The organism is Allobosea sp. 05T433 (genome assembly GCF_056396065.1).
Genome location: NZ_JBFTKS010000011.1, coordinates 196,949 through 222,006, shown reverse-complemented (window position 1 = coordinate 222,006; position 25,058 = coordinate 196,949). Strand labels below are relative to the sequence as shown.

Genomic DNA, 25,058 nt, shown 5'->3' with positions numbered 1-25,058 from the left:
CGACGAAGTCGTTGCCATCGCCCGCCGAGATCGTGTCGTCGCCGCCCGCACCGATCAGGACATCGTCGCCGCCCTGGCCGATCAGGTTGTCCGCCCCCGCTGCCCCGATCAGGACATCGCTCAGCCCCGTCCCGACATGCGTCCCAGGATTGGTGCCCGAACCGGGAGGCGGTGTACCCGTGCCAGCCCCGTCATCATCATCGTCGTCGTCACAGCCGCAATCATCGTCGTCGTCATCGTCGCCATTGCCGGCGCCGTCGTCATCGTCGTCATCATCGTCATCATCATCGTCGTCGCCATCATCGATGACCGGCATCTCCCCGGTGAAGGTGATCGAGTGGCTGCCATTCGACAGGGTCGTCGTGCCGTCGCCATTATCGGTCGCCTCGTAGTCTGCCAGCGTCGCGCCATCCGGCAGCTCGATGACGTCCTGAGCCCGAAGCGAGCCAATGATCGTGTCATTGCCACCGTTTGACCTGAAGACGATGCGATGCGCAGAGCTCAGCGCCGAGATGTCGATCGTGTCGTTGCCGCTCGTGCCATCGATCGTGATGGTGTTCAGGTTGAGGCTGGTCTGGGTGAAATCGCCAAAGACCTGGATCGTGTCACCGGCGATGGTGGTGTTCACCGGACCGCCTGGAGGCGATGCGGGCGCGCCGTTGATCACGATCTCCTCGATCTCGGTCAGTTCGGCGATGATCGTCGCCGCCCCGGCCCCGACGCTTCGGGTGATCACGATCTCCGCCGTTCCGGTATAGCCGATCCCGCCAACGCCGGCGGCGGCGGCGCGGGTATAGACGCGGAATGTCTCGGCGCCGACCGCTCCGGTGATCGAGAAGGTGTCGCCGACGGAACCTTCGGTTCCGCCATTGACGACGTCGCGGCCATCGCCGACGGCCCAGGCGATGATATCGTCGCCCGCTCCCGCATGGATGGCATCGTTTCCGGCGCCACCGATGATCGTGTCATTGCCGGCAAAGCCGAAGATGAGCTGAGACCCGGCTCCGCCGAGAAGCGCGCCGTCGGCACCGTTCGTGCCCGCAACGACCTGCGTGTAGGTCGTCCCGCCGAACGAGAAGCGCTCGACACCGCTGATCGTGTCGGTGCCTTCGGCCGCGCCTGTCACCACGATCCGGCCGGCCCCATCCAGCGCGATGTCGTAGTCGGTGATCGGGCCGGCATAGACCGCAACATCGGCCGTGCCGTCGCCGCCGTCGAGCGTGTCGTTGCCGGCGCCGCCAGTCAGGGTGTCGTTTCCGGCGCCACCGATGATCGTGTCATTCCCGGCTCCGCCAGAGAGCACGTCATTGCCCGCACCGCCATCGATCGTGTCGTTGCCATCCCCGCCATCGACCGTGTCGGCCCCGGCCCCGGCATTGATGATGTCGTTGCCGGCCAGCCCGTTGATCGTATCGTTGCCGCCGCGACCATTGAGCAGGTTGGCGTCGGCGGTTCCGTTGATGACCTCGACCACCGCGCCATTGGTGTTGCTGCCGACCTTCGCCGTCACATCGGAGATTGCGAACTCCGCGAAACCGCGAGCATCGACATAGCTCACGACGCTCCGGATCAACTGGCCCGTGAGGGCGGCCGAGACGGTCAGACTGGCAGATGCTGCGCCAGCGATCGTGTTCCAGGTGACGCCACCATCCGTCGAGGATTGCCAAGCATAGCTGAAGGTGCCGAGGCCGTCGGCATCGCTGAGGCCAGAGGTGTCCGCGGTCAGCACGTTCTCGGTGCCCGTGATGGTCAGCGCCCCGGTCACGAGCCGGTTGAGGCTGACGGTCTGGTCCGCGAACTTCAGCGCCTCGATATTGAACAGCCGGTCGGATCCGTCAGACTGGCGCGCCCGCCCCGTGGTCGGATCGATCACCGCTGCGGACTGGGTGACATGCGTGACAGTGACACTGCCATCCTCATTGCGGCTGATCAGGTAATTGGCCGCGACATCCCAGTAAGCCGCAGTGTCGATATCGCCGGCCTGGTTTCCGTCGAGGATTTCGCGAACGATGTTGAGCTGATTTGGTATGATCTCACGGGAGAGCATCAGTTCTGGAAGAGTCCGCCCGTTCCAATGCGCAACCGACGGGTCCGCATTGGTGATCGTGTCCGACAGCGTGTCGACCGTTGCGAGTTCATTGCMCTGGTCATCGCGGATGCTGATCCGCACGTTCAGCCAGGAGTCGCCGTCGATGATATCGTTGCCGGCCTTGCCTTCGATTAGATCGCTGCCGCCGCCGCCCAGCAGGATGTCGGAGGCGTCGGAGGTGTCCATGACGATGGTTTCGGTCTTGCCGGCAACCGTCACAGTCGTCCGGTCGAGATGCGCGACCAGCCGCTCCAGTCCCGCGATCAGCGAGAGGTTCTTCTCGAGCAGCGCGCTCGAATAGGAGTCGAGAGGCGCACCGGGGTCGACCTGCGTCGCATTGCCGTTTTCGTCGAAGGCGCCCATGACGACTTCGCGCCCGGTCAGCTTGTCGTTGTATTTCCAGCCCGACAGGCCCTCCACCAGGTCGAACCGATCGCGCAGGATGTTGTCCTGCTGGTTCTGGAAGATGGTCATGCCCATGTCGGAGTCAGCGGCCTCGTTGTGGCCCTTGTGGATCGCCCAGTCGAACCCGGCCATGCCGTTATTGCGTTCGACGCCTTCGCCTTGGATCATGATATCGTCGCCCGACTCGGCGTCGTAATCATTGTCGTTGCCGCGGCCGTTGAGCACGTCATGGCCGATGATCGTCGAGTTGAAGAACAGCTCGGAGTTTTCGCCGGCCAGGGTGTCGAAGCTGTCCCCGCCCTCGATCCAGTCGTCCCCCTCGTTGCCGGCCAGGAAGCTGCCTCCCGTCCCGCCGCGGATGAAGTCATTGCCCTGGCCACCCGAGACGGTCTTGCCCTCGGTGCCGCCATAAATGAAGTCGCTGCCGTCCCCGCCGAAAATCAGGTCGAGACCGTTGCCGGGCGTGATGACGTCATCGCCGGCGTCGCCATGAATGACGTCGGCTGCGCCGATATCCGTGCCGCTGTCGGTGATGATGTCATTGCCGGCTCCACCATGCAGGTGATCGACGCCATAGCCGCCCTCGAGGCGATCATCGCCCGCCCCACCCCAGAGCGTGTCGTCCCCCTCGCCGCCGATCAGGATGTCGTTTCCGGCAGAGCCGCCGAGGACGACGTGATCGACGCCGGTATAGCGCAGATAATTGTTGTCGGCGCCAGGCGTCGCGGGATTGTCGCGGATGACCATCGGGCTAATGGCCTGCAGTACCGGGTTGGTATGCGTCGGGTCCGCCTTGCCGTTGAGGCCTAGGCCCGTGATCTGCTTGGTCGGGTCCATCTCGAGGATGTAGGTGGCCGTCTGGAAGGCTGCCCCGTTGATATGCGGCGCTCCCTCGGCCCCTGCATCCGTGTTGCGCATCAGGAGTTGCGCGAAGGAATCCGCCTCCAACTCGTTCAGCAGGTTCAGGCCCTGGGTCCGGCTCAGATAGTAGAACCGGTCGCCGGCCTGCAATTGCTCCATCTGGTACTCGAAGACATAGGTGAAGCTCGACCCCAGCATCGCGCCGAAGGCCATCTTCTTCTCGGCGAGCCCGCCGATCCAGAAATCGACTGCGTCGAGGCCTGTGATGGTCGCGCCATTGGCGGCATTCGCCCAGGCGCCCGTCCCGTTCAGGAACGCGATGCGATCGGCCGGCGCATTGGCCCCGCCCATGACCAGCAGGGTTGCGGCATCCCGCTTTTGTTCAAGCGTCAGATTGCCGAGCAAGGAGGAATGCGTGCCATAGGCTGCGATGAAGTTGATCAGCGAGGCCGGATTCTTCATCGAAAGCGCGAAATCGTACCAGCTCTCGTAAGGCTTCACGCGGCTGTCATGCGTGTCCTCGTAGAACTGGCGGCGGGCCTCATTGAGCGAGGGAATGCCGGTATCGCGAGCCCGCGCTATGTTGAGTGCGCCGAGGTCGAGCGGCAGGCCGACGAGATTGTTGCGCAGCGCATCGGTAATGTGCTCGTCGATCTCGTTTCCGACCTGCCGGGTCATCCCGGTCAGGATCGCCGCAGCCGCAGCCTCGGCCGTCGTACCGGCAGCATTGAAGGCAATCGGATTCAGGAAGGCGTCGAACAGTGCAATGTCCGACGCGACGGGATTGCCGTTCGCATCGAGCTTGAACATGTCGATCGTGTCGGTGAGCATCGAATGCCCGAAGCGATAGACGACATGGGCGAATTCGGCGACGATCCCGGCATCGATCACTGTGGTGTTGGAGAACACGAAGGGATCGACATCGGGTGCGATGGCACGCGCGAACTCCTCGAAGACGAGATGCTGATAGACCATCTCCGTCGAGAACCGGCCGGCCTGAAACAGACGCTCGCCATCCCAGACCAGCGCATCGATCTCGGCCTGCGATGTCGGCATCACCGTGACATCGGTCAGCAGCCACTCATTCAGGAACGCGACGTCTGCCCCCTCGCCTGTCAGCAACTGCGTCTTGATCTGGTCGATGCGCTGATTGTGCTCGTGGTGGAAAGTATGGTGGACCGAGGTCAGGCCGATATTCTCGTTGCCGCGACCATCGCCGACGATGAAGTGAGCATTGAGAAGTTCGTCGTCATAGGTTGTCGCAATCCCGAACTGGTTGAGAGCGATCTGGTTTCCGGCAACGGTATCATCGTCGGCAAGCACGAGAACGGGCGCGGTTGCCGGGTTTCGGTCATGATCGACCAGCCCGCCCGGCACCGCCGTGTGGGCAATGTCGTTCAGGAAGGCGCGGCCAGCCGACAAGGCGTCCGAGGCCACAGCCAGCGCGCCCGGATTTCCCTCGACGGAGCCCGTGCCGGTGCCGGTGACCAACTGCGGGAAGCCGGTGCCCCCCCGAATGAACTCGCCATAGAGGTCGGTCAGGATCGCCGGAACGCGCAGGACGTCCGCATCGGTCAGCAGGATGCCGAGCTTGGACGCAGCCTGTTCCTTGACGTCGGCCCAGGTCGGAGGGCCGCCATTCGCCCCCTCCAGCATGCGCCCGGTCGCGACGGGCTTGCCGTCCAGCATGGCGTATTCCCGCAGGAAGACCTGGTGGGACGGATTCGAGGTGTAGACCTGGTTCAGATCGATCCAGGGCGTCGTCTCGTTGTTATGCTCACGCACGTCATCGGCGGTACCCACCACACCGTCGGCGCCCGGCTGGTTCTGCGCGCGCGTCAGCACCATGAAATTGGTCGGGCTACCGGCGACGTAGAGCGGATCGTCGGGCTGGAGCGGGATATAGACCGTGCCGTTCCCGCCCTTGCTGACCAGATCAAGCCCATGATCGAAGAACTGGCCGAACAGCGTGAAGAACCCGTTGAACGGAGCGGTGTCGCCCAAATCGGGCGCGACGTTCGGGATAAGGACGGTGTCGCCCTGCATCGTGACGCCGAGCGCGTCCGTCATTGCGTCGTAGGCGACGTGCTTCTGCTGCACTTCGGCCGCTAGCGTCGCGGTTGCGACGCCGACGGCCGCCGCGGCAGCAGTGGCATTGCCTACGGCCGTGGCGAGACTTGCCTGCGCGGTGGCGAGCGCAGCCAGTGCCGGCCCGGTATCGCCCCCCTCTGCAACCGCCAGATCGAAAGCAGCCTGTGCCACAGCGACCTGACCCTGCGCTGGTCCGATTGCGCGTTGCGCAAGTGCAAGATTGGCGTTCGCCTGCGCGAGGCCGCGGTCAGCCGTCTCCCATTCCTCATAGGCCAACACGGCAGCTTCATAGACAGCCGCATGCGCCTGCAGGAACAGATAGGGGTCCTCGTGCCCAAGATTGGTCAGCGCGGAAATGATCGTGGCGGGATTGCCGATCGTCTGATCTGAAATCAGGTTCGAGATCACACGAGGCTGGGAGTCGTAGACGTTCCCAGAGGTCTGCTGGTAGCTCGTCGGTGCCCCGCCAGGCCCATTCTCTGCCGGGCGAAAGACCGGATCGAGCAGGCGCGGCATGGTCTGGTCGGACGACCCGACCCATTCCCTGCCCGGGATGATGTTGTTGTAGGTGCCGTCGACCGTGCGTAGCCCGTAGGGCACCAGCGGATTATCGACCAACTCGGTCAAGGGCGTCCCGGCCGTATGGGCCTCGGCGATCTTGATCTGCTTCAGGATGAACTCAAGGTCGTGCGTATTGAGCTTCATGATACCCTCGCTCCGCCCACGGTGCTGCGTTAAGACCCAAGAATTGCTTCTGCCGCACCGAGCGTCTGCCGTTGAGCCGCACGAAGGACTGTGAGCGCCCTTGCATGCGGCATTTCCGACGAACCGCCCGATTACGCTTCGTTAAGCAAAAGGATTGCTGGGTATGGGGTCGATTTGAAGAAGATAAGGTCGGCCAATATTCGGCGACTTACGGGCGTGGCACCGCGACGACCTTTGAACCGACGCTGACGCATCTGGGGGCGAGCTGGCTTACTAGACCTTCGACCAGTTTTCGTTCACTGCGGAAGTGATCCGGGCCGCTTGGCCGGTTTCGCTTGCAATACTGATGGATCGCGCTGCCAGATGGTGATCTCACAGTCATCAGTTTGAGCTAATCTCTGCGTGGAGACGTCGACGGGCGATATGCTGAAGCCGGTTCAGGACTTCGAGAGCAGTGACGTGATCACGGGCGTGCCGTTGCAGCACTTGCCCGCCGGGAAGGCCGCGCCACGACGCGCGACGCTGTCGGTGCAGTTCCTGATCGCCGGTGGCCTCGTCATGCAGATCGCCATGCTCGTGGCCGGCTATCTGATCACCGAGCTGGTTTCTCGTGAGGCGATCAGAAGCAAGGCAGCCTCGACCGCTTTGTTCATGCAGAGTCTGGTTGCTCCGGCCGTTCAGGAGCTTGCCACCTCCCAGAGCTTGTCGGCGGGGGCGATCGCACGGCTCGACCAGTTGTTCGCCGACGAGGCCGTGAAGCGCCGCTTTCCCTATTTCGAGGTCTGGACGCCGGATGGGGTCGTGGCCTACTCCAACACCCCCCAGATCATCGGCCATCAGTTCGACCGCCCCAACGGCCTGTTGCGGGCGCTGACGGGCGAGGTCACGGCCGACCATGCCGACCCTCGTGCAGGCGAGCATGTGATTCGGGGCATCAGGACCCGCTATCTCGAAATCTACAGCCCGATCCGGCTGGAAGGCTCTTCCCGCATCATTGCCGTTGCCGAAATCCACGAGCAGGCCGAGCCCTTCCGGGAGGAGCTTGCAGCGCTCAGACGGAGCAGCTGGCTGGTCATTGCCGCGGTTACGGCGGCGATCATGCTCGCCCTGTTCGGCATCGTCCATCGCGGGAGCCGAACCATCGAGACACAAAGGAAGGCCCTTGAGCGGCGCGTCGAAGAGACCGAACAGCTGCTGCTCGAGAACCGGCAGTTGTCCGACCGGCTGCAGCGCGCCTCGGCGCGGGTCGCGGAGCTGAACGAACAGTTCATCCGCGGGATCGGCGCGGATCTCCATGATGGCCCCGCCCAGTTGATCAGCTTCTCGATCCTGAAGATCGAGGACGCGCGCAACGCCAGAAGCAAGGCCCCGCGCGATCGCTCCCTGCTGACTATGCAGTCGGCGCTCGACGAGGCGATGCGCGAGATCAGGAGCATCTCCAAGGGGCTTGTCCTTCCCGAGATCGCCGACCTGCCGCTCCATATGGTTATCGAGCGGGCTGTGCGGGCACACGAAGCGCGCACGCGAACATCCGTAGCTCTCGCCACCACCGAGCTGCCTCAGCCGGTGTCGCATGCCGTCAGGATCTGCGTCTTCCGCTTCGTCCAGGAAGGGCTCAACAATGCCTATCGCCATGGCGGGGCAACAGGTCAGGAGGTGCGGAGCTGGATGGACGGAACGCTCCTGAATGTCTCGGTGGCCGACAGCGGAGGCGACTCTTCGTCTGCAGAGAAAGACCTTCCCAGCGCGGGCATTGGGCTCTACGGCCTGCAGGAACGGGTCGAGAGCCTTGGCGGAACATTGACGAAACGCCGCCTCGGTGACGGAGGCAATCTGCTCAAGATGACCCTGGACCTCAGTGGAGGGCTGCTCGTTGCGTGAACGAAAATCCATCGTTGTCGTGGACGATCACGCGATCTTCCGCGCGGGTCTGGTGCAGATCTTTTCGGGAAGTGGTGACCTGGAGGTGGTCGGCGAAGGTGCGTCGGCCGACGAAGCCTTCGAGCTAGTAGGAAGGCTCTCCCCGCAGGTCGCCTTGCTCGATGTGTCGATGCCTGGCGGCGGAATTGCCGCGGCGCGACGGATTCACCAGACATGGCCGCAGGTGAAAGTGGTCATGCTGACGGTCTCGGAGGAAGAAGACGTCGTGCTGCAGGCGCTGGACGCCGGCGCGTCGGGCTATGCCTTGAAGGGCGTCCCGGCCATGGATCTGATCGCGATCGTCAGGGCGATCACAGGGGGCGAATCCTATGTCCCTCCCAACATGGCCGTGCGCCTGCTGAGCGCGATGCGAGGGCAGCAGGAGGTCGACCCCGTCATCACCAAGATCGCAGCGCTTTCAGCGAAGGAAAACCGCACGCTACGCCTGCTCGGGCGCGGCTTCAGCAATCGTGAGATCGCCGAGGCGACGGGGGTGCAAATCCAGACCACCAAGTTTCACGTCTCGAACATTCTCGCAAAGCTCGGCCTCAAGAGCCGGGTCGAAGCCGCGCTGATCGCGCAAAAGCACCTCCAGGATTAGCGTCGTCGCAGCGCTGATCCTTCGCTGGTCACCTCGAGCCGTTTTCTCCCGCGAAGATGAGATCCCCGGTCGGGCCGTCGATGAGCTGCGGCAGCAATGCCTTCCAGGCCTCGATGAGTTCGCGGTAATAGCCCGGGTCTGGACGCAGAACCGTCTGGACGCCCATGCCGCGAACCAGGCAAAGCGTCAGATTGAGGATGATGCGCGCTTGCTGCGGCGGGCGCTTCTGCGGGTCGCAAAACTCCGACCAAATGCCGTCGAGCACCTGATGGAAGCGCTTCACCACCGGAATCATCCGTTCGCACAGCTCCGGATCGTTGCGTGCCTCGGTGATCATCTCCAGCGAGAGATAGAAGAACCGGCCCGAGAAGAGCTGCCACAGGAACTCGACGAACCCCTCGAGCGAGATCTTGCCGCTTTGGACCTCGTCGGCCACGGCCCTGATCTGCCGAGTGCCGTCCTCGAGCAGTTCCTCCATGGCGGCGAGGACGATGTCGGCCCGCGCTGGGAAATGATGCAGCAAGGCGCCCCGCGAGACATTGGCCCGGGCGGCGATCTCCTGGGTGGTGGCGGCGTGATAGCCGACCTCGAAGATCTCATCGAGCGTCGACTGGATCAGCCGCTCGCGCGTCATGATGCTGCGCATCTGCTGCTGCCGCTCTGCCTTGCTCACCTTCTCCTCCTCGGGCTCGACATGGCCGCCCTCGCCTCGCCGGCGTTCGGCGATACAGTATTAGAAAAACAATCTTGCTTGTTTTTTTAGTGCAATCAAGGATGACCTCGACAACATGCCAGCAAGCAGGGAGAGCCGCGATGAGCGACGATTACCAGAACCGCAGCTATGGCGAGATCCCGGTCGGGTTCGGCAGGAAGCCAGGCATTGTCGTGGTCGATTTCCAGAAGGGCTTTACCGATCCGCAGTATCCGCTGGGCGGTGCACCGCTGGTCATGCGTGCCCTCGAGAACACCGCAACTCTGCTCGAGGTCGCGCGCCGTTACAATGTGCCGGTCGCCAACTGCAACACCGCCTATATGAACGAGCGGGAAATGCCCTATTGGAAGATCACGGCCGTGCGCGAGACCTTCCTGCACGACCATCCGAGCGTCGCCCATGATCCACGCATCTATGATGCGTCCTATGATCTGACCGTGTGCAAGAAGGGTCCGTCGATCTTCTTCAATACCGGTGTCAGCGATTATTTCACCAAGGAACGCGTCGATACCGTGATCGTCACCGGCTGCAACACCAGCGGCTGCATTCGCGCGACCTCGATCGATTCCTTCAGCTATCGCTACCGCACCATCGTGCCTGAGGACTGCGTCGGGGATATCGAGGAGCAGCCACACAGGGACAATCTGCGCGATCTCGGCCGCCGCTATGTCGATGTGTCGGACCTGAAGACCGTGCTGGCCTATCTGGACGAATGGCACCACCAGAACGCTGCCTGAGGCCGAACCGGGGGCGGGGTGCCCTCTTCTCGCCTCAGCCGTCGACCGTCAGGCTCATGCCGTCGAAGGCGACAGCGATGCGCGCAGGCAAGCGCTTGGACAGGTTCTGATAGTCCAGGTCGATATGGAGATTGGTCAGCACCGCGCGTCTGGGGGCCAGTTCGGCAATTGCCTCCAGCGCCTGCGACAGGCTGAAATGGCTCGGGTGCGGCGTCTCGCGCAAGCAGTCGAGGATCAGCACGTCGAGGCCGGCCAGGGTGGCCTTGGCCTCGGGCGGCATCAGGCTGACATCAGGTACATAACCGAGATCGGCAAAGCGGAAGCCGAGAGCCTCGTAACCCGGCCCGTGCTCCAGCGCGATGGGGCGCGCGCAAATACCGCCCCCTGCCCCCTCGATCGTCAGCGGTTCGCCGGCCAGCATCGACTGCATCTCGAGGATCGGCGGATAGAGGCTGCCGGGCGGCGTCTCGAAGATATAGCCGAAGCGCGTCCGCAAGGTCGCGGCCGTTACCGGATCCGCATAGACCGGAATCCGCTTGCGCATATGCAGCACCAGCGCCCGCATATCGTCGATGCCATGGGTGTGGTCGGCATGGTCATGAGTGAAGAGCACCGCATCGAGATGCTTGACCTCGGCATCGATCAACTGCTCGCGCAGATCCGGCGTGGTATCGACGATCAGCCTGGTCGTCCCGTTGCCGCCATTGCGCTCGACAAGGATCGAGCAGCGCCGACGCCGGTTCTTCGGGTTCTTCGGATCGCAGGCCCCCCAGCCCGAGCCCGGCCGGGGTACGCCTCCAGAAGAACCGCAGCCGAGGATCGTGATCGTCAGGGCCATCTTGGGCGTGCTGCTCAGGCGACCTGCGCCACAGGCGCCGCGTGATCCATCTTCCAATAGCAGCGTCGCGCATTCTCCGTCGTGACGCGCGAGATCTCGTCGAAGGAGACTCCTTTCACGTCGGCGAGAGTCTTCGCCGTTTCAACGACGTAAGACGGTTCGTTGCGCTTTCCCCTGAACGGGACCGGGGCGAGATAGGGCGCATCGGTCTCGACCAGAAGCCGATCAATCGGGATATCGCGCGCAATCTGGCGCAGATCCTCTGAGGTCTTGAAGGTCAGTATCCCGGAGAAGGACACGTAGAGTCCGAGCTCGACGCCGACCCGAGCCAGTTCCGGACCTGCCGTGAAGCAGTGCAGGATGGCCGGGAAAGCGCCCATCTCCGTCTCTTCACGCAGGATCGCGATCATGTCCTCGTCGGCCTGGCGAGCGTGGATGACGAGCGGAAGCCTGGTCATGCGCGCTGCGGCAATGTGCGTGCGCAGCCCCTGCGCCTGCGCATCGCGCGGACTCTTGTCGTAGTGATAGTCGAGCCCGGCCTCGCCAATTGCGACACAGCGCGGGTGCTCCGCCAACCTGGCAAGCTGGTCGGCCGTGACGTCGAGCTCTTCATGCGCGCCGTGCGGATGCGTGCCGACGGTGCACCACACCGATGCGAAGCGTTCGGCGATCCCGGCATAGGTCCCGAAGCGCGAAACCCGTGTCGAGATCGTCACCATCCGCGAGACCCCTGCCGCCTCGGCCCGCGCGACATAGGCCGCGAGATCCTCGGCGAAATCCGGAAAGTCGAGATGGCAATGGGTATCGATCAACATCAGGCCACCTGCCCGGCATCGGGCTCGACATAGCGCGGGAAGATCGCGCTCGGTGCAGGCAGAACTGTGCCGCTGGCGAGACGCCCGGCTTCGCCCAGGCTCGCGAAGCTGCGGGCCTCCGCGCCGACCGCAAGCAGGTCGAGCAGCTTGCCGGCCGAGCTCGGAATCACCGGTTGCGTCAGAATTGCGACCTGGCGCAGCACTTCCGCCGTGACATAGAGCACGGTGTCGCGCCTGGCGGGATCCGATTTGCTCAGCCGCCAGGGTTCATTGGCCGCGAAATAGCGGTTTGCCTCCGCCACCAGCGCCCAGATCTCCGCGAGCACGACGTGCAGGGCAAAATCCTGCATCGCTGCCCGTGCCTTGGCGAGCGCGCCATCGGCAAGAGCGAGCATGGCCTCGTCGCCCTCGTTCAATGCGCCTTGCACCGGCACCTTGCCTTCGCAGTTCTTGGCGATCATCGAGAGCGAACGTTGGGCCAGATTGCCGAGATCATTGGCAAGATCGGCATTGATGCGCCCGATGATGGCCTCGTGGCTGTAGTTGCCGTCCTGGCCGAAAGAGACCTCGCGCAGGAAGAAATAGCGCAGCTGGTCGACGCCATAGGTCTCGGCGAGGCCGAATGGATCGACGACATTGCCGAGCGATTTCGACATCTTCTCGCCCTTGGAGAGCAGGAAGCCATGGCCGAAGACGCGCTTCGGCAGCGGCAGCCCGGCCGACATCAGGAAAGCCGGCCAGTAAACCGTATGAAAGCGCACGATGTCCTTGCCGATGATGTGCACATCGGCGGGCCAATAGTGCCAGCGCGGATTGGTCTCGTCGGGGAAGCCGCAGCCGGTGACGTAATTATTGAGCGCGTCGACCCAGACATACATCACATGCTTTGGGTCACCTGGGACCGGCAGGCCCCAGTCGAAGGTGGTACGGCTGATCGAAAGATCCTCGAGACCGCCCTTCACGAAGCTGACGATCTCGTTCTTGCGCGTTGCCGGCGAGATGAAATCCGGCACGTCCTCGTAGAGCTTCAGCAGCCGCTCCTGGAAGGATTTCAGGCGGAAGAAATAGCTCTCCTCCTCGACCCATTCGACCGGAGTGCCCTGCCCGCCCAGCCGCGTGCCGTCCGGCAGGAGGGTGGTTTCCTCCTCGCCGTAGAAGGCCTCGTCACGCACGGAATACCAGCCGGAATATTTGGCAAGGTAGATGTCGCCGGCCTGCTCCATGCGCCGCCAGAGCTCATGGGTCGACGGCAGGTGATCCGGATCGGTGGTGCGGATGAACCGGTCAAAGGAACAGCCGAGCGTCTGTTCCATCTCCTGGAAGCGCTGGGCCACCTGATCGACATAGGATTTCGCGTCGAGCCCGTTCTGCCCGGCGGTGCGCTGCACCTTCTGGCCGTGCTCGTCTGTGCCGGTCATGGCGAAGACGTCATAGCCGTCCAGCCGCTTGAAACGCGCAATCGCGTCCGAGGCCACCATCTCATAGGCGTGCCCGATATGCGGCGGGCCATTCGTGTAGTGAATGGCGGTGGTCAGATAGAATTTCGGGGCCTGGGCCATCGTTCAGTCCGGACGGTTCGCTTTCAAGCTGCGCGCGACCGGCGAACAGCCTCCGACAGATCATGAAACATAGAGATCACGAGCGGCCGGCGGTCGAGATTGTAGGTTTCCACCTCGCGGGCCGCGCGACCCAGCTTCTCCCATACCTCCGCCAGCGGTGCAAGGCGAGCCGCGCCGGCATGGGCATGCGCATGGAGATGCGCGGCGAGCCAGCTCTGAATGGTGTCGATCATGATCGCGAAATCACTCTCGCCGGCGCGGCCCGCGACATCTTCCGCCAGCGCGAGCAGCGCGGTGAGATCGACGCCCGGCAAGGCATCGAGACGCGCCCTGACGGCCTCGACCAGCGCCAGCGTCTCCGGGGAGACATAGGTCAGGGCACGCCGTACGGAACCGTCCGCGAGTGCTGCGGCGCGCATCAATGCGGAGGCGTCGAACGGCGATCCCATCCGCTCAAGCGCCAGCCGGCCGGCCTCGGCAACCGCGCCTTCGTCCAGCGCATCAAATGTCAGCAGCCGACAGCGCGAGCGGATGGTCGGCAGCGCCCGTCCGGGCGCATGGGCAACGATGAGGAAAAGGGCGCGCGGCGGCGGCTCCTCGAGCAGTTTCAGCAGCGCATTGGCACTGGAGCGATCCATGTCCTCGGCACTGTCGACGATGCAGACACGCCAACCGCCTTCGGCCGCGCTCGTTCCGAACCGGTCGATGACGCGGCGGACGGAATCGACTGGGATATTGCTGGTCACGCCCTTGCCGTCCGGCTTCACCGTTCGCCGCAGCAGATGCAGGTCGGGATGCGACTGGGCCATCACGCGCCGCGTCGCCGGATCCTCTTCCGGCATCGCCAGGCTTTCCACCGAGCCGGCGCGCGCCAGCGGATCGCCCGAAGCCAGCAGGAAGCGCGCCGCACGATAGGCAAAGCTCGCCTTGCCGATGCCTTCGGGACCGCCGAGAAGCCAGGCGTGATGCAGGCGCTCTGAGCGCAGCGCATCCAGGAAACTCCGCTCCTGGCGCGCATGTCCGACGAGCGCCAGCGTCTCGCGCGGATGCGGCGCATCGGGAAGGCGGTCCGGTTCGTTGCTGCTCTCGCGCATCAGGCGTCCTGGTTCAGCGGCAGGCGCTCGCGCACGACCGCCCAGGCGGCCTGGGCCAGATCCTCCGGAGCGAGCGTCGCATCAAGCACCGAGCAGCGCGCCGGTTCGGCTTCGGCGATTGCAAGATAGGCCGCGCGCAAGCTGCGATGGAAGGCGAGCGCCTCGCCCTCGAAGCGGTCCTTGCCCTCGCCGGGCGCCCGCCGACGGGCGGCGCGAGCGAGGCCGACCCTGGGGTCGAGATCGAGGATCAGCGTCAGATCCGGCGTAAGGCCGTCGATGGTGACCTGTTCCAGTTCCGCCAGCAGCTTGGGATCGATGCGCCCAAGCGTGCCCTGGTAGACCCGCGTCGAATCGATGAAACGGTCGCAAATCACCCAGTCGCCCCGCGCAAGTGCCGGCCGGATGCGCTGGTCGATATGGTCGATTCTGGCGGCCGAGAACATCAGCGCTTCGATGAAGGGCCCATGATGCTTCACCCGGCCCGACAGAATGGCTTCGCGAATGGCTTCCGCCTTGGGCGAACCACCGGGTTCGCGCGTCAACTCCGAACGGATGCCCGCGGCCTCGAGCTGCGTGGCGAGCGCGCGCGCCAGCGTCGACTTGCCGGCCCCTTCTCCGCCCTCAAGCGTGATGAAACGTCCCTTTGTCATGACACGTGCCGCTCAGGTCCTGCCGAGCGCCTTGCGCACCCAGCCAGTGGCAGCCTCCATCAGCGCATCGAGCGCGCGGCTCTGCAGGCTGCCGGCCTCGACCGTCTCGGCCGCGTAGAGTGGAATGTCCAGCGTCTTTATTTCACCGCGTGTGACAAGGAGCCGCCCGACCTCGGCGCCCTCCTGGACGGGAACGGTCAGCGGCCCACGATAGGTGATGCGCGCGCTCAACCGGTCGCTGCTGCCGCGCGGCAGCAGCAGGCTCACCGGGCCCTTGGCCTTGAGCCCGACCCGCCCCTTGGCTCCACCGTAGACGCTGGCCTCGCCGACGATCTCGCCATCGGCGAAGAGCTGGCGGGGTTCGAACGAGCGAAAGCCCCATTCGAGCAGCTTGCGCGCTTCCTGCGCACGGTCGCGGCCCGACTTCAGCCCGTTCACCACGACGATCAGCCGTTGCCCCTTCTGCACCGCCGAACCGACCAGGCCGAACCCGGCTTCATCGATATTGCCGGTCTTCAGGCCGTCAGCGCCAATATCCATGGTCAGCAGCGGATTGCGGTTCTGCTGCCTGATCTTGTTCCAGGTAAACTCGCGTTGCCCGAAGATTTTGTAGAGCTCCGGGTAGGTCTTGATGATGTGATCCGCCAGCCGCGCCAACTCGCGGGCAGTGACCTTCTGCTCGGGGTCGCCCATGCCGGTCGCATTGCGGAAGACCGACTTGGTCAGGCCGAGCGCACGCACCCGCTCGGTCATCAACCGCGCGAAATTCGCCTCATCTCCGGCGATCGCCTCGGCGAGCGCAATCGAGGCGTCATTGCCGGATTGGACGATGATGCCCTGCAGGATATCGGAGAGGTTGATGCGGCTATGGACCAACGCGAACATGGTCGAGCCGCCGGAAATGCCGCCGCCCTTGCGCCAGGCGTTCTCGGAAATGCCGATCTCGCTGTCGAGAGTGAGCCGGCCCTGCGCGATTTCCTGGAATGCCACCAGGACAGTCGCAAGCTTGGCAAGGCTCGCCGGGACCATGAGCTCGTCCGCGGCTTTCTCGTAAAGCACCGCGCCGGTGGCCGAATCGAGCAGAATCGCGTGTGGAGCGAGCGACTGGAAGCTCTGGGCCAGCGCGGGAGCCGAAGCCGCCAGGACAAAGAGAGCCGCCAGCGCCGCGCGTGTGGCGGCCGCAAATCTCGTAGCGATCGAATTGCGATAGCGGGGCGGGTTCATGCCCCGATCTGAAGCAGAGCGGGGCTCAGCCGGTCAAGCCCGATACGCGTCAATTGCGGGATAATGGCCGCAATGTCTGCGGAACCAGATCCCGTGCCAGCGGGTTATTCCGCGCGAAACGCTCGGCCGGGGCGCGCTCGGGAGCGGCGAACAGGCTGGCGGTGCGCAATGCCGGCGGCCGTGGCGGCAGGACGGCCGGGCGGAGCAGAACCGGGGTCGCAGCATTGGCGATGGTGTCGAGGTCGAAGGGACGGTTCGGCGGCAGCGGAGCGCCGCGGACCGGGATGCCGGCACTCGACGAGGTCGAAACCAGCGTTGCGGCGACAGGAGTGCCTGGCGCGATGGTGCGGACGGGTTGCGGCGCATAGGCCTGCACGACCGGATGCGGAGCCGCCGGGGCCTCGACGACAGGCTGGCGAGCCTGCTCGTCGCGCGGGTCCTCGAGATCCGGGCTCGCCGTGCGGTTGGTGGCAACCGCGGCGTTGCTCGCGACCATGGTCGGGGCGCTGGTGCCGGGAATCGAAGCCGGCATACCATCCGTTCGCAGGGTTGCAAGCAGAAGCCGGTCGTCGGAGCCGCCAAGCGAGGCCTGGCCGAGATATTCGAGCTTGATACGAGCCGTGCCGAGGTGGCGGAAGGCCAGCGCGTCGGCCGTCTTCTGCGACACGTCCATGACGCGGCCGCCATGGTAAGGGCCACGATCATTGACGCGGACGATGATCGAGCGGTTGTTCAGGAGGTTGGTGACGCGGGCATACGCCGGCAGCGGCATGGTCGGGTGCGCGGCGCTGATGCCTTCGCGGTCATAGACCTCGCCATTGGCGGTGCGGCGGCCATGGAAGGCCTCGCCATACCAGGACGCGGTGCCAACCGCGGTGTAGCCGACCGGCTTCTCATAAGGCGTATAGCGCTTGCCCGCGACGGAATAGGACTTGCCGACGAGTTCGCGGCCGCCGCCCTTCGGAACGGGCTGGCCGTCCGCGACAACCCGGGGGCTGGCGGGGCCGTATTTCGATGAGGGGAATGCGCCAATCTCCTTCGACTTGCGGCGCGCAACCTGATCATTCGCGCAATTGGCAAGGAGGAGACCTGCGAGCGCCACGCAACCAAGTCGCGCGGCACGAAGAGCAAGGGGAGAGGAAGCGGAAGCTCTGTCCGAGTCGGTTACCACATGGGCCAATGCCGGAGCCGAAGAGCTTGCGCCTCGCATCATTATGGTCGTCCGTCGTTGTGCCGAAAGCCATCGCCCGGCCAAGCCGCATCCTGCGGCGAAGCCGAAGTTTTCGGTCAATCCTGTAAAGGGATCGTTAAACGGGCGACTCGCCGAGCGCGAATGCCCCGATCCGGCATCTAGGATGCCCTTGAGCGGGCACAAAGGTGTCCGAAATGCGGCAAGCGTCAACCCGCGACCATTCCGCCGCCATTTTTCGGACAGGCGTTGCCACAATGCAACGCTGTCATTTGGCGACTTTCGGTGGTGTTTTTCCGCTGGGAATGGCCCTATCGGCGGCCAAAGGGCCGCCAAGACGCCCTGGAAGCGGACCTCCGGCAAATCCGGCACAGAGCTCGCCAGTTCGGGGCGGCCGGGCGCTCGGCCTGCCCGGCCTCAACCCGACTCACATGCTCGCGGGGGGCTGATCCAGACACTGCAAAGGGGAACTCGCCTCGGCCTGACGTCATCGCACTTGCAAAAACGCCTCGCACCCGGCAATGACAGGCCAACCGGAAGGGTGGCCGAGTGGTTTAAGGCAGCGGTCTTGAAAACCGCCGTGGGTGCAAGCCCACCGTGGGTTCGAATCCCACCCCTTCCGCCAAATATTCCTATATGTAGCTGATTTTGTTGAATTATTTTGAATGAGTGAAAACTCGTTCCCCCTTCTATTCCTCCCAAATATTATATTCGCGACAACGTCTCACGGGCGAATCAGCCCCGCGCCCGCAGCAATCCGCCGGGCTGCGACTGCTGCACCCAGTTCACGCTAGATCAGCGCCCGCACGCGTGCGCTTCACCTCATGACGCAAGCCGGCACGGTTGCCGTTCCGGGCTGGCGCACGGTTCACCGTGTCACCTTTACCGATCACCGGCCGGCGGTGCGCGATGGCACTTAGCGCACTTATCCCCGAAACCCATCCACAGGCGGTGGCGACTAGTCTTGACCCACCGTTAACGCAAGGTACAGGATCGAATTGGTTGCCCGACTCGCGGGCGATCATGGAAAAACCGGGCGGTGGAACGCCCGGCTTCCATTTAACCGAAGCAAAACCTGGGTGGCTGCCTCTGGCTAGTTCTGTGGAGAACGTGTCGACAACAACACCCGATCGAGTTGGTGTCAAGGCTGCCCAGGCTTTCCCGTTTAGGAAGGCCCGAAGTTATGAACGTGAAAAGAAAGCCGAGCTACAAGCTTACCTTTGAAGACGCGATTATCGTCTGGAAGCGGTATCGAATTGGCGAAACCCAAATGCGGATAGCCTCCTACTTTGATACCAACATCGGCCGCGTGAGTGAGGTGTTGAACGGCAAGCGCCATCCCGGCAGCGAGCAAGCCTCGCTAGCGGTTGGCTGATCGGCGAACCGAACCCCGCTCCGGCGGGGTTCATTTTTGCCCATCCCTGCGCTCAGTCCGGCCCGTCGAACTTGCCGCCGGCCACCACCGATAACCTAGCGCGCGTTCCGGCGCCTGGTTCGCGCCTGCGATAGACCACATCGCGGAATGTTTCCGGGCTGGCCCCGTAGCGCCGGGCCGCCTCGTCCAGGCCGAGCTCGGCAATGGTTTGCTTGACCGCATCGCGCAGCACCGGCCACGAACCGGCCTCGAGCGGCGCGCCGATACCGTCGATCGGGGCCGTCGGCACCGGCCGTCCGCGCCGTTCGAGCGCAGCAATGCGGGCCTCGAGCGCGGCCAGCCTGGCCTCTATGCGGCCGGAGAATAGTCCGTCGCTGACCATTGCTGCATTACCCGCCAGGACCGGGACACGTCATCGCGGAGAGAGATCTCGTTCTCGAGCGAGGGAGCGACGGAATCGCCGCCCGGATGCGTCAAGCCGAGGATCAGGCCCCGGCCCGTGTCGGCCATCTCGCGGGCCTGTTGCGCCGTCTCGGCGTAGTAATCGACTTGCACCGTCACGACCGACAGGCCCGGATCTGTGCCGGTCAGGCCGCTCAACCATTTCGAGGCCGGCCGGTTGACGATCACGACCGGCAGCGGCACGGGCTCATCGCCGTCCGGCTGCGGCGCGGTCCCGTAATAGGTCGCGCCGAGCGGGCCGCGCAGCGCATTGATGATCGCGGTTTCTATGATCATGGCCCGGTCCTGTTCATGGGCGTCTTGCGCCTCCCATCTTGCAGAACGCCGTCCACTCGTTCGCCAGCCTGGACCGTTGCAGGGCCACAACCGAATAGACCGCGCCGCGATCGATGTCGGTGAAGCGCCAGAGCGGATCGGGCATCTCGCCGGGGAGCTCACGAAAGCGGATCGAGGCGGAGACTTCCGAAAAGTCGGTCCCGGCCAGCGCCGCCTCGCGCCCGACCGCACCGGGATAGATCGCCGCCTGGACTGTTGCCACTTCCTGCCATGCCTTGACCGCGCCGCCGACCGTGTCCGTCCCGGCGACGGGCTTGTCGATCCTGATCCTGTCGCGGAGCGTTCCGGCTTTCATGCGCGCGGTCCCCGGTGTCCCTGGGCCGCCTCTTTGCTCCGGCCGGTATGTGGTAGCGGGGAATCCCGTCTTGACCGCCCAGCGCGATGCCGCTCGACCGCAATCAGCCCTTCGTCCTCAAAAGGTTGGTATGGGGCGAAGCGCGTGGATGGTTCCTCCCAGACTGTCAGCCCGGCCGCCTTGCCGAGCGGCCCGCTGAGCGTAATTCCAGCCTTGCCGAGATGGGCCATGGTGAGCCGGGTTTCGGGCGGATAGCCGCGCCGGACGAATTCGCGTGCGGCAGCACAGAACGGGGTGCGCTCGCTTTGTAGCAGCACCGCCCCATCGTGATAGACGCGCCAGAAGCGGCCATGCTTGAGCGGTTCGATGACGATGTGAAGGATCATCGTCATGCCCGCGGCACCCACTGGCCGGCCAGCAACGAGTTGCCATAGGCCAGCATGTCCGCGCCGGGCATCATTCCGGCCTCGCGGTACTCGTAGAGCCAGGCCCCGGAGCGCAGGACGAAGTCGAGCACGCCTGGCGGGAGCTCGTCGGCGCTGGCATAGCCGCTCGCCGCGGTCAGCACCGGAACGGCGTCCGGCTGGCCGCTTGCGCGCTCGAGCCAGGCCGGGCCGACCAGATCCGGCGAGGCGGCGACAATCCGATACTGGCCCGACACGTCGACCGCCTGATCGAAGGCCGTGAAGCCGGTAAAAGGCGCGACCGGAGCCGGCCAGCGCCAGGCCGTCCCGGCGAGCGCGCCCTGTTCCATCGTGACGGTCCAGTCGTACAGGCGCCCGAACACCAGCCAGCCGGTCAGGCGCTCGAACAGATCGATGGCGCGGGCCGCAACCGTCTCGAGATACAGATCGTCCCGGCTAAACTCGACGCGGCAATGCGATTTCAGCAATGGGACGAGATCGCCCGGCAGTGCCGTCCTGTCGATCGAGGTGCGGAACAGTTCGGCCATGATCACCTCGCCCGGAGCAGCCCGCCAGGCTGCGATTGCTGGACCATCTCGCGTTGAATCAGCGCCCGCACGCGCTCGCCAAATTGCTTGCCCTGGTTGGTGTCGCCGGTAACACCGCCACCCTCCGGCGTGATCTGCATCGAGATATCGCCGATGTTGTTGGTGATCTTGCTCGGCCCGCCGGTCGCAGCGCGGCCGCTCGGCGCGCGCGGATACAGGATGCCGGAGGCGAGTGCGTTGGTCGTCGGGACGGCTCGGCCGAGCGCGTCATAGCCGGATGATGCGCCCGCCATCGGCGCGGCCAGGCCGCCAAAGCCCAGCCCGCCGCCGGTCAGGCCACTCGTGATCGATTGCATCAGCGGTTTCAGCACCAGCAACTCGAGCGCCATTTTGGCCAGCGACTTGATCAGGTTCTTGAACACGTCATTCAGGTTGTCGCCCTCGATGATMGCGTCGGAGAGCGAGCTCGCAACCTCGTCGCCCCAGGACTTCATGCCCTTCTTGAAGTCGAGCATCGGCGTTGCCAGGCCGGAAGACTTGGCCGCCGCTTCCATCTTCTTCGTCGCCATMGAAACCGCGACGGCATACTGATCCATCGTCAGCAACCCGGCCGCGGCGGCCTTGTTGAATTTCTCCATCTCGGCCGTGAACACGCGTTGCGGATCGGCCGCGTTCTTTACGAGCTCCGCATATTTCTCGAGCGCTTCCATCTCCTTTTCGAGATCGGTTTTGCCGCCGCTGCCCTTGCCGCCGCCGCCCTTCTTTGGCGCGTCAACCGAGCCGATCGACGGCCTGGCCCTCGCCGTTCCGGTTAGCGCCCTGCCCGCCGCGGCCGCCTTGTCTTTCAGGTCGACCATCGACTTGGCGTATTTTTCGCCCGCGGAGAGCGCTTCGTTCGTTGCCACCGTGACGGTGTTCAACGCGATGGTTCCGCTCTTGCCGAGCGCATCCAATGCCCTCCCACCAGCCTCGGCGGCACCGGCCAAATCCTTATTGAGCGCCGCCGCCACGGCCTGGCCGGCCGCATAGGCCGCCTTGGCCAGTTCCGAGAAAGCAGCAATCACCGACGCAATCACGCTAATGATCGCCGCGCCCGCGCCGGCCAGGATTTGGCCGGCCGTCACCATTGCGTCCCCAACATCCTTTCCGGTTGTGTCGGCCGTGCTGGACAGGAGATCGAAGGCCTTTAGCAGCGGTCCGGATAGAGCCTCGCCCATCGCCATTGTGGCCTGGACGGTGAATTGCGCGGCCTCGGCCAAGCCCTGAGAAAGCGCATTGATCAGCGGTTGTGTCGCCTTTTGCGCGCGATCGAGCTCGCCGGAAAGCGCCGTCCAGGCCGCGGAGCTCGCGGCCGCGGCCGCCGCCGCATCGGTAATCGCCGAGCCGGTTTGCGTCATCAGTTGCGCATTGGCCGCCGCGTTATTGCCAAAGAGCTCCTGTGCCGCGGCCGCCTTGAAGGCGTCGTCCTGATATTTTGAGAGCTTGTTGATCGCCTCCTGCATGATCTGCGCTTGAGGCTTCAATGCGCCGGATGCGGTCGTAATCGAAACGCCGAGCTTGTCCAACGCGCGTGTGGCGTTGGTCGCCTCTCCCATCATTCCGTCTTTGAGCGCGCCCGAAAATGTCGTGACTTGCTCTTGCGCCGTCTTCGATGAAACGCCGAGCGCGTTGATCCCGCTCGCAAGAGCTTGCAGCCCTTGCGCCTGGCCGGCCGCGCCCATGCTAACGGCGGCGTTGGCGAAATCCTCGACGGCTTTCAGGGACTCGCGCGCCGAGTTGGCAATCGCGTCAATGCCCTTGGCGATTGCGCCGCCAATCAGGTTTCCGGCCGCGGTCCCGGCCATGGTCGCGAGCGCAACGCCGAGCTTCGTAATCGACTGCTCGGCCTTAGCCGCGCCGGCCGTAAATTCGGCCGTGTCTAATCCGAGTTGAACGTCAAGTTTGCCGATCGCCATGGTTCAGCCCCCTCCCACGTCATTCGCGATCGACGGACCGGCCAGCGGCGCGGACGGCGTCCCGTCGACGGCCATCTGCCGGATGCGGTTGGCGATCTCGGCCTTGAGCGCGGTTTTCTCGGCCGGCGTCCTGGCCGCCGCGATCCGCCCGGCATAGCTCCGTTGCAGCAGCAGCGCCGCCGCGCGTAGCCGCGTGATCTGCTGGCCGGCAGCGGCCACGGCCCCGCCATCGCGCACCATGTCACCGGCCATCGCTGACATCCTCCGGTTCGGGCTCCGCCTCGTCGTCCGTCGCGGGATCGTCCGGAGGTGGATCGGCCGGCGGCTGGGCGGCCGGCGGTTCCCATGACAACGGCACCATTTGCTGTTGCACGCGCGGCTCGTCCCCGTTCTCGACCGCCGGCAGGGACAATTCGCGCCTGGCCTCGTTCGGCGCGTAAAGCCCGCCCGTGACGGCCTTCGCCAGGCCCTCGACCTGTGTCTTGAAGTCCGGCCGGAGCAACGCGCGGATATCGAGCTCGCAATAATCGTCGGAGCGCTCGATCTCGAACAGCTTGTCGAAGGCAAGTTCTATGTGCTCGAGGTAAAACCCCAAGCCCATACGCAGCCATGTCATGATCAACTGCTCGGTGTTGTTGTAGGTCGCGCCGGTCATGTCGTTGATCATGGCGAGCGGAACACCGAAGACGCGGGCAATGTCGGCGGTTGAATACTTGAGCAGTTCGGCGATCTGGGCGTTGGCCGCGTTGATCTCGCCGGCCGCCTGCCATTTCAGCCCGGCCGTCAGGATTGGCGTCCCGCCGATCGCGGCCCCGGATGCCTGCTCGTTCCAGCGTTCGCGAAGCTCGACAACCTGTTCCTTCGACAGGATCAGATCGGTCTGCAACACGCCGCTCGGCCTGGCCATGTTGCGATAATAGGCGGCCATCGAGCCGAGCCCCTGCGCCTGTGCCATGATCGGCACGGCCGCCGCCATCAGCGGGCTTTCGCCGATCAGGGGATGACGCGGACACCAGGCGCGCAAATGCAGGATGTCGCGCGCCGGCACATAGTGACGGCCCTCGGCCGGGCGCATCGGATCGGCCCACCAATCCGGCCGGGCTTCAATGATCTGATTGGAGCCGATCGCATAGAAGATCTCGCCGTCCGGAGAGATCAGCGGGCGCGTGTTGCGCGAACTGAGCTGATGCAGGGAATCGGGCTGATAAGCGCCATTCCGGAGCGCGAGCGCATAGGCGTTGCCGTCATCGAGCAGGCTCGTGACGAGATTGAACATGAAATCGGAACGGCTCTGATAATCGTTCGGCTTGCGCAAGATCCGCGACAGGGCCGAGGTCTTGATTGTTTCCGTGCCGCCGTTCTCGAGCGCCCGCATGTGATGGCCGGGCAACTGCGCGATCGTGCGGGCATAAAGCGCAATGCAGGCATAGACGACGCTGTTCAACTCGCCACGCACCGGATCATAGCCGACCTGGCCAAAGTTCAGCGGCCAGTTGAACGAGATCAGCCCCTCGGATGTGGCCGCGACCGGCCCGGCCAGCGGACCAGGCCGCGAGCTCCAGTTTGTGGAGCGGCCGAGCCATGCGCCGAGCCTGGCGAGCAGGCCCGGCCTGGGCGGTAGTGGTGCGGGCGGGAACGGGTGCACGGTCATGGCTTGCCCTTCGCCTTGCCTGACCGGCTCCGGCCCGCGGCCGCCACCGCGCGGGACCGCATCTGCCGGTCGCGATAAACCTGCGCCTGGCGGTCGGCGTAGAAGGCTTCCGCCGCCGGGTGGCGCTCGCCGGAAACCCCGTTCTTTGGATTGCCGTCGCGCAGGATCTCGCCGAACTGCTCGGCCTCGGCGAACAGCGCGTCCTGCTCCATCAGGACCACGACCGTGCCGGCGAGCGGCCCGGCATAGATCCAGACCGGGAGATTCTTACTCGTCATCATCGCGGCTGGCCGTCTTGCGTGACCTGGCGCGGCCCTCCGGCGGATCGGGCGGCTCGACCTTGCCCGTCGCTTCAAACTCGAGCAGCGAATCCGGATAAGGCGTTTGCGAAAGGTCCGTGCCTTCGGCGAGCGGGACCGGCTCGGCCGGATCTGTCCCCCAGCCATCGGCCAAGGCCGCCGCAGACGTGGCGTCGTCCATCTCGATCAACTGGCCCCGGTAGGAGCCGCGCAGGACGTGAAGTGTCGGCATTGGCCTTGCCC

The 25,058-nt window shown here is 64.6% G+C and carries 23 protein-coding genes and 1 tRNA gene; 5 read left to right on the top strand and 19 right to left on the bottom strand.

The window, feature by feature from the left end; genetic code table 11:
* On the bottom strand, positions 1-6,151 hold a 6,151-nt coding region (locus tag AC1DGP_RS17640), incomplete at its 3' end, for a peroxidase family protein (RefSeq protein WP_476832352.1).
* A gap of 402 nt (positions 6,152-6,553) precedes the next feature.
* On the opposite strand from AC1DGP_RS17640, the gene AC1DGP_RS17635 reads away from it, so the two are divergent.
* Together AC1DGP_RS17635 and AC1DGP_RS17630 are read left to right on the top strand one after the other, a co-directional pair.
* A complete protein-coding gene (locus tag AC1DGP_RS17635) occupies positions 6,554-8,032 on the top strand; it encodes a sensor histidine kinase (RefSeq protein WP_441505593.1) in 1,479 nt (492 codons plus the stop codon).
* Positions 8,025-8,672, top strand: coding sequence for a response regulator (locus tag AC1DGP_RS17630; protein ID WP_441505592.1), 648 nt, complete (start codon positions 8,025-8,027; stop codon positions 8,670-8,672). Before AC1DGP_RS17635 ends, AC1DGP_RS17630 begins: the two co-directional genes overlap by 8 nt.
* 28 nt (positions 8,673-8,700) lie before the next feature.
* Here the strand turns inward: AC1DGP_RS17630 and AC1DGP_RS17625 are convergent, their stop codons facing one another.
* Positions 8,701-9,345: a TetR/AcrR family transcriptional regulator gene (locus AC1DGP_RS17625; RefSeq protein ID WP_441505591.1), complete on the bottom strand. Its 645-nt coding sequence runs from the start codon at positions 9,343-9,345 to the stop codon at positions 8,701-8,703.
* 140 nt (positions 9,346-9,485) lie between these two features.
* Between AC1DGP_RS17625 and AC1DGP_RS17620 the strand changes: the two genes are divergently transcribed.
* On the top strand, positions 9,486-10,121 hold the full coding sequence (locus AC1DGP_RS17620; protein ID WP_441505590.1) for an isochorismatase family protein: 636 nt from the start codon (positions 9,486-9,488) through the stop codon (positions 10,119-10,121).
* A gap of 34 nt (positions 10,122-10,155) precedes the next feature.
* Here AC1DGP_RS17620 and AC1DGP_RS17615 read toward each other — a convergent pair whose 3' ends face one another.
* Genes AC1DGP_RS17615 through AC1DGP_RS17585 form a run of 7 tightly spaced genes read right to left on the bottom strand, consistent with a single transcriptional unit; the run spans position 10,156 to position 17,403 of the window.
* Complete coding sequence (locus tag AC1DGP_RS17615) at positions 10,156-10,959, bottom strand: MBL fold metallo-hydrolase (protein ID WP_476775382.1); 804 nt, start codon at positions 10,957-10,959, stop codon at positions 10,156-10,158.
* Positions 10,960-10,973: 14 nt separating this feature from the next.
* Entirely contained in the window at positions 10,974-11,774 is an 801-nt protein-coding gene (locus tag AC1DGP_RS17610) for a TatD family hydrolase (RefSeq protein WP_441505588.1), read from the bottom strand.
* Positions 11,774-13,333 (bottom strand): methionine--tRNA ligase, encoded by a 1,560-nt coding sequence (gene metG / locus AC1DGP_RS17605; RefSeq protein WP_441505587.1) that lies wholly within the window; start codon positions 13,331-13,333, stop codon positions 11,774-11,776. The genes AC1DGP_RS17610 and metG overlap by 1 nt, the downstream gene beginning before the upstream one ends.
* A 23-nt stretch (positions 13,334-13,356) precedes the next feature.
* Positions 13,357-14,427 carry a DNA polymerase III subunit delta' gene (locus tag AC1DGP_RS17600; protein ID WP_476768717.1) on the bottom strand — a complete coding sequence of 357 codons (1,071 nt, stop codon included), beginning with the start codon at positions 14,425-14,427 and terminating at the stop codon, positions 13,357-13,359.
* Positions 14,427-15,077: a dTMP kinase gene (tmk, locus tag AC1DGP_RS17595; RefSeq protein ID WP_441505585.1), complete on the bottom strand. Its 651-nt coding sequence runs from the start codon at positions 15,075-15,077 to the stop codon at positions 14,427-14,429. The genes AC1DGP_RS17600 and tmk overlap by 1 nt, the downstream gene beginning before the upstream one ends.
* A gap of 12 nt (positions 15,078-15,089) precedes the next feature.
* The gene (locus tag AC1DGP_RS17590) at positions 15,090-16,301 is read right to left on the bottom strand and encodes a D-alanyl-D-alanine carboxypeptidase family protein (RefSeq protein WP_476775383.1); all 1,212 of its coding nucleotides are present in this window, start codon (positions 16,299-16,301) and stop codon (positions 15,090-15,092) included.
* A gap of 49 nt (positions 16,302-16,350) precedes the next feature.
* Positions 16,351-17,403: a septal ring lytic transglycosylase RlpA family protein gene (locus AC1DGP_RS17585; RefSeq protein ID WP_476775384.1), complete on the bottom strand. Its 1,053-nt coding sequence runs from the start codon at positions 17,401-17,403 to the stop codon at positions 16,351-16,353.
* A 622-nt stretch (positions 17,404-18,025) separates the two neighbouring features.
* On the opposite strand from AC1DGP_RS17585, the gene AC1DGP_RS17580 reads away from it, so the two are divergent.
* Both AC1DGP_RS17580 and AC1DGP_RS17575 read left to right on the top strand, forming a co-directional pair.
* Positions 18,026-18,115 (top strand) — tRNA-Ser (locus AC1DGP_RS17580).
* Between the two features lie 558 nt (positions 18,116-18,673).
* The gene (locus tag AC1DGP_RS17575) at positions 18,674-18,865 is read left to right on the top strand and encodes a hypothetical protein (protein ID WP_476832351.1); all 192 of its coding nucleotides are present in this window, start codon (positions 18,674-18,676) and stop codon (positions 18,863-18,865) included.
* 52 nt (positions 18,866-18,917) lie between these two features.
* Here the strand turns inward: AC1DGP_RS17575 and AC1DGP_RS17570 are convergent, their stop codons facing one another.
* From AC1DGP_RS17570 to AC1DGP_RS17525, 10 genes are read right to left on the bottom strand one after another with little or no spacing between them, the layout of a single operon-like run.
* Positions 18,918-19,247, bottom strand: coding sequence for a hypothetical protein (locus tag AC1DGP_RS17570; RefSeq protein WP_476832350.1), 330 nt, complete (start codon positions 19,245-19,247; stop codon positions 18,918-18,920).
* Positions 19,214-19,603: a hypothetical protein gene (locus AC1DGP_RS17565; RefSeq protein WP_476832349.1), complete on the bottom strand. Its 390-nt coding sequence runs from the start codon at positions 19,601-19,603 to the stop codon at positions 19,214-19,216. The genes AC1DGP_RS17570 and AC1DGP_RS17565 overlap by 34 nt, the downstream gene beginning before the upstream one ends.
* 13 nt (positions 19,604-19,616) lie before the next feature.
* Positions 19,617-19,958, bottom strand: a complete 342-nt coding sequence (locus AC1DGP_RS17560; RefSeq protein ID WP_476832348.1) for a head-tail adaptor protein — start codon at positions 19,956-19,958, stop codon at positions 19,617-19,619.
* Positions 19,955-20,350: a hypothetical protein gene (locus tag AC1DGP_RS17555; RefSeq protein ID WP_476832347.1), complete on the bottom strand. Its 396-nt coding sequence runs from the start codon at positions 20,348-20,350 to the stop codon at positions 19,955-19,957. Before AC1DGP_RS17555 ends, AC1DGP_RS17560 begins: the two co-directional genes overlap by 4 nt.
* Complete coding sequence (locus AC1DGP_RS17550) at positions 20,347-20,910, bottom strand: hypothetical protein (protein ID WP_476832346.1); 564 nt, start codon at positions 20,908-20,910, stop codon at positions 20,347-20,349. Before AC1DGP_RS17550 ends, AC1DGP_RS17555 begins: the two co-directional genes overlap by 4 nt.
* A 2-nt stretch (positions 20,911-20,912) precedes the next feature.
* Complete coding sequence (locus AC1DGP_RS17545) at positions 20,913-22,865, bottom strand: hypothetical protein (RefSeq protein ID WP_476832345.1); 1,953 nt, start codon at positions 22,863-22,865, stop codon at positions 20,913-20,915.
* 3 nt (positions 22,866-22,868) lie between these two features.
* Entirely contained in the window at positions 22,869-23,117 is a 249-nt protein-coding gene (locus AC1DGP_RS17540; protein ID WP_476832344.1) for a hypothetical protein, read from the bottom strand.
* Positions 23,107-24,516, bottom strand: coding sequence for a phage portal protein (locus AC1DGP_RS17535; protein ID WP_476832343.1), 1,410 nt, complete (start codon positions 24,514-24,516; stop codon positions 23,107-23,109). The genes AC1DGP_RS17540 and AC1DGP_RS17535 overlap by 11 nt, the downstream gene beginning before the upstream one ends.
* On the bottom strand, positions 24,513-24,797 hold the full coding sequence (locus AC1DGP_RS17530; protein WP_476832342.1) for a hypothetical protein: 285 nt from the start codon (positions 24,795-24,797) through the stop codon (positions 24,513-24,515). Before AC1DGP_RS17530 ends, AC1DGP_RS17535 begins: the two co-directional genes overlap by 4 nt.
* Positions 24,784-25,047 carry a hypothetical protein gene (locus AC1DGP_RS17525; RefSeq protein WP_476832341.1) on the bottom strand — a complete coding sequence of 88 codons (264 nt, stop codon included), beginning with the start codon at positions 25,045-25,047 and terminating at the stop codon, positions 24,784-24,786. Before AC1DGP_RS17525 ends, AC1DGP_RS17530 begins: the two co-directional genes overlap by 14 nt.
* Positions 25,048-25,058: the final 11 nt, after the last annotated feature.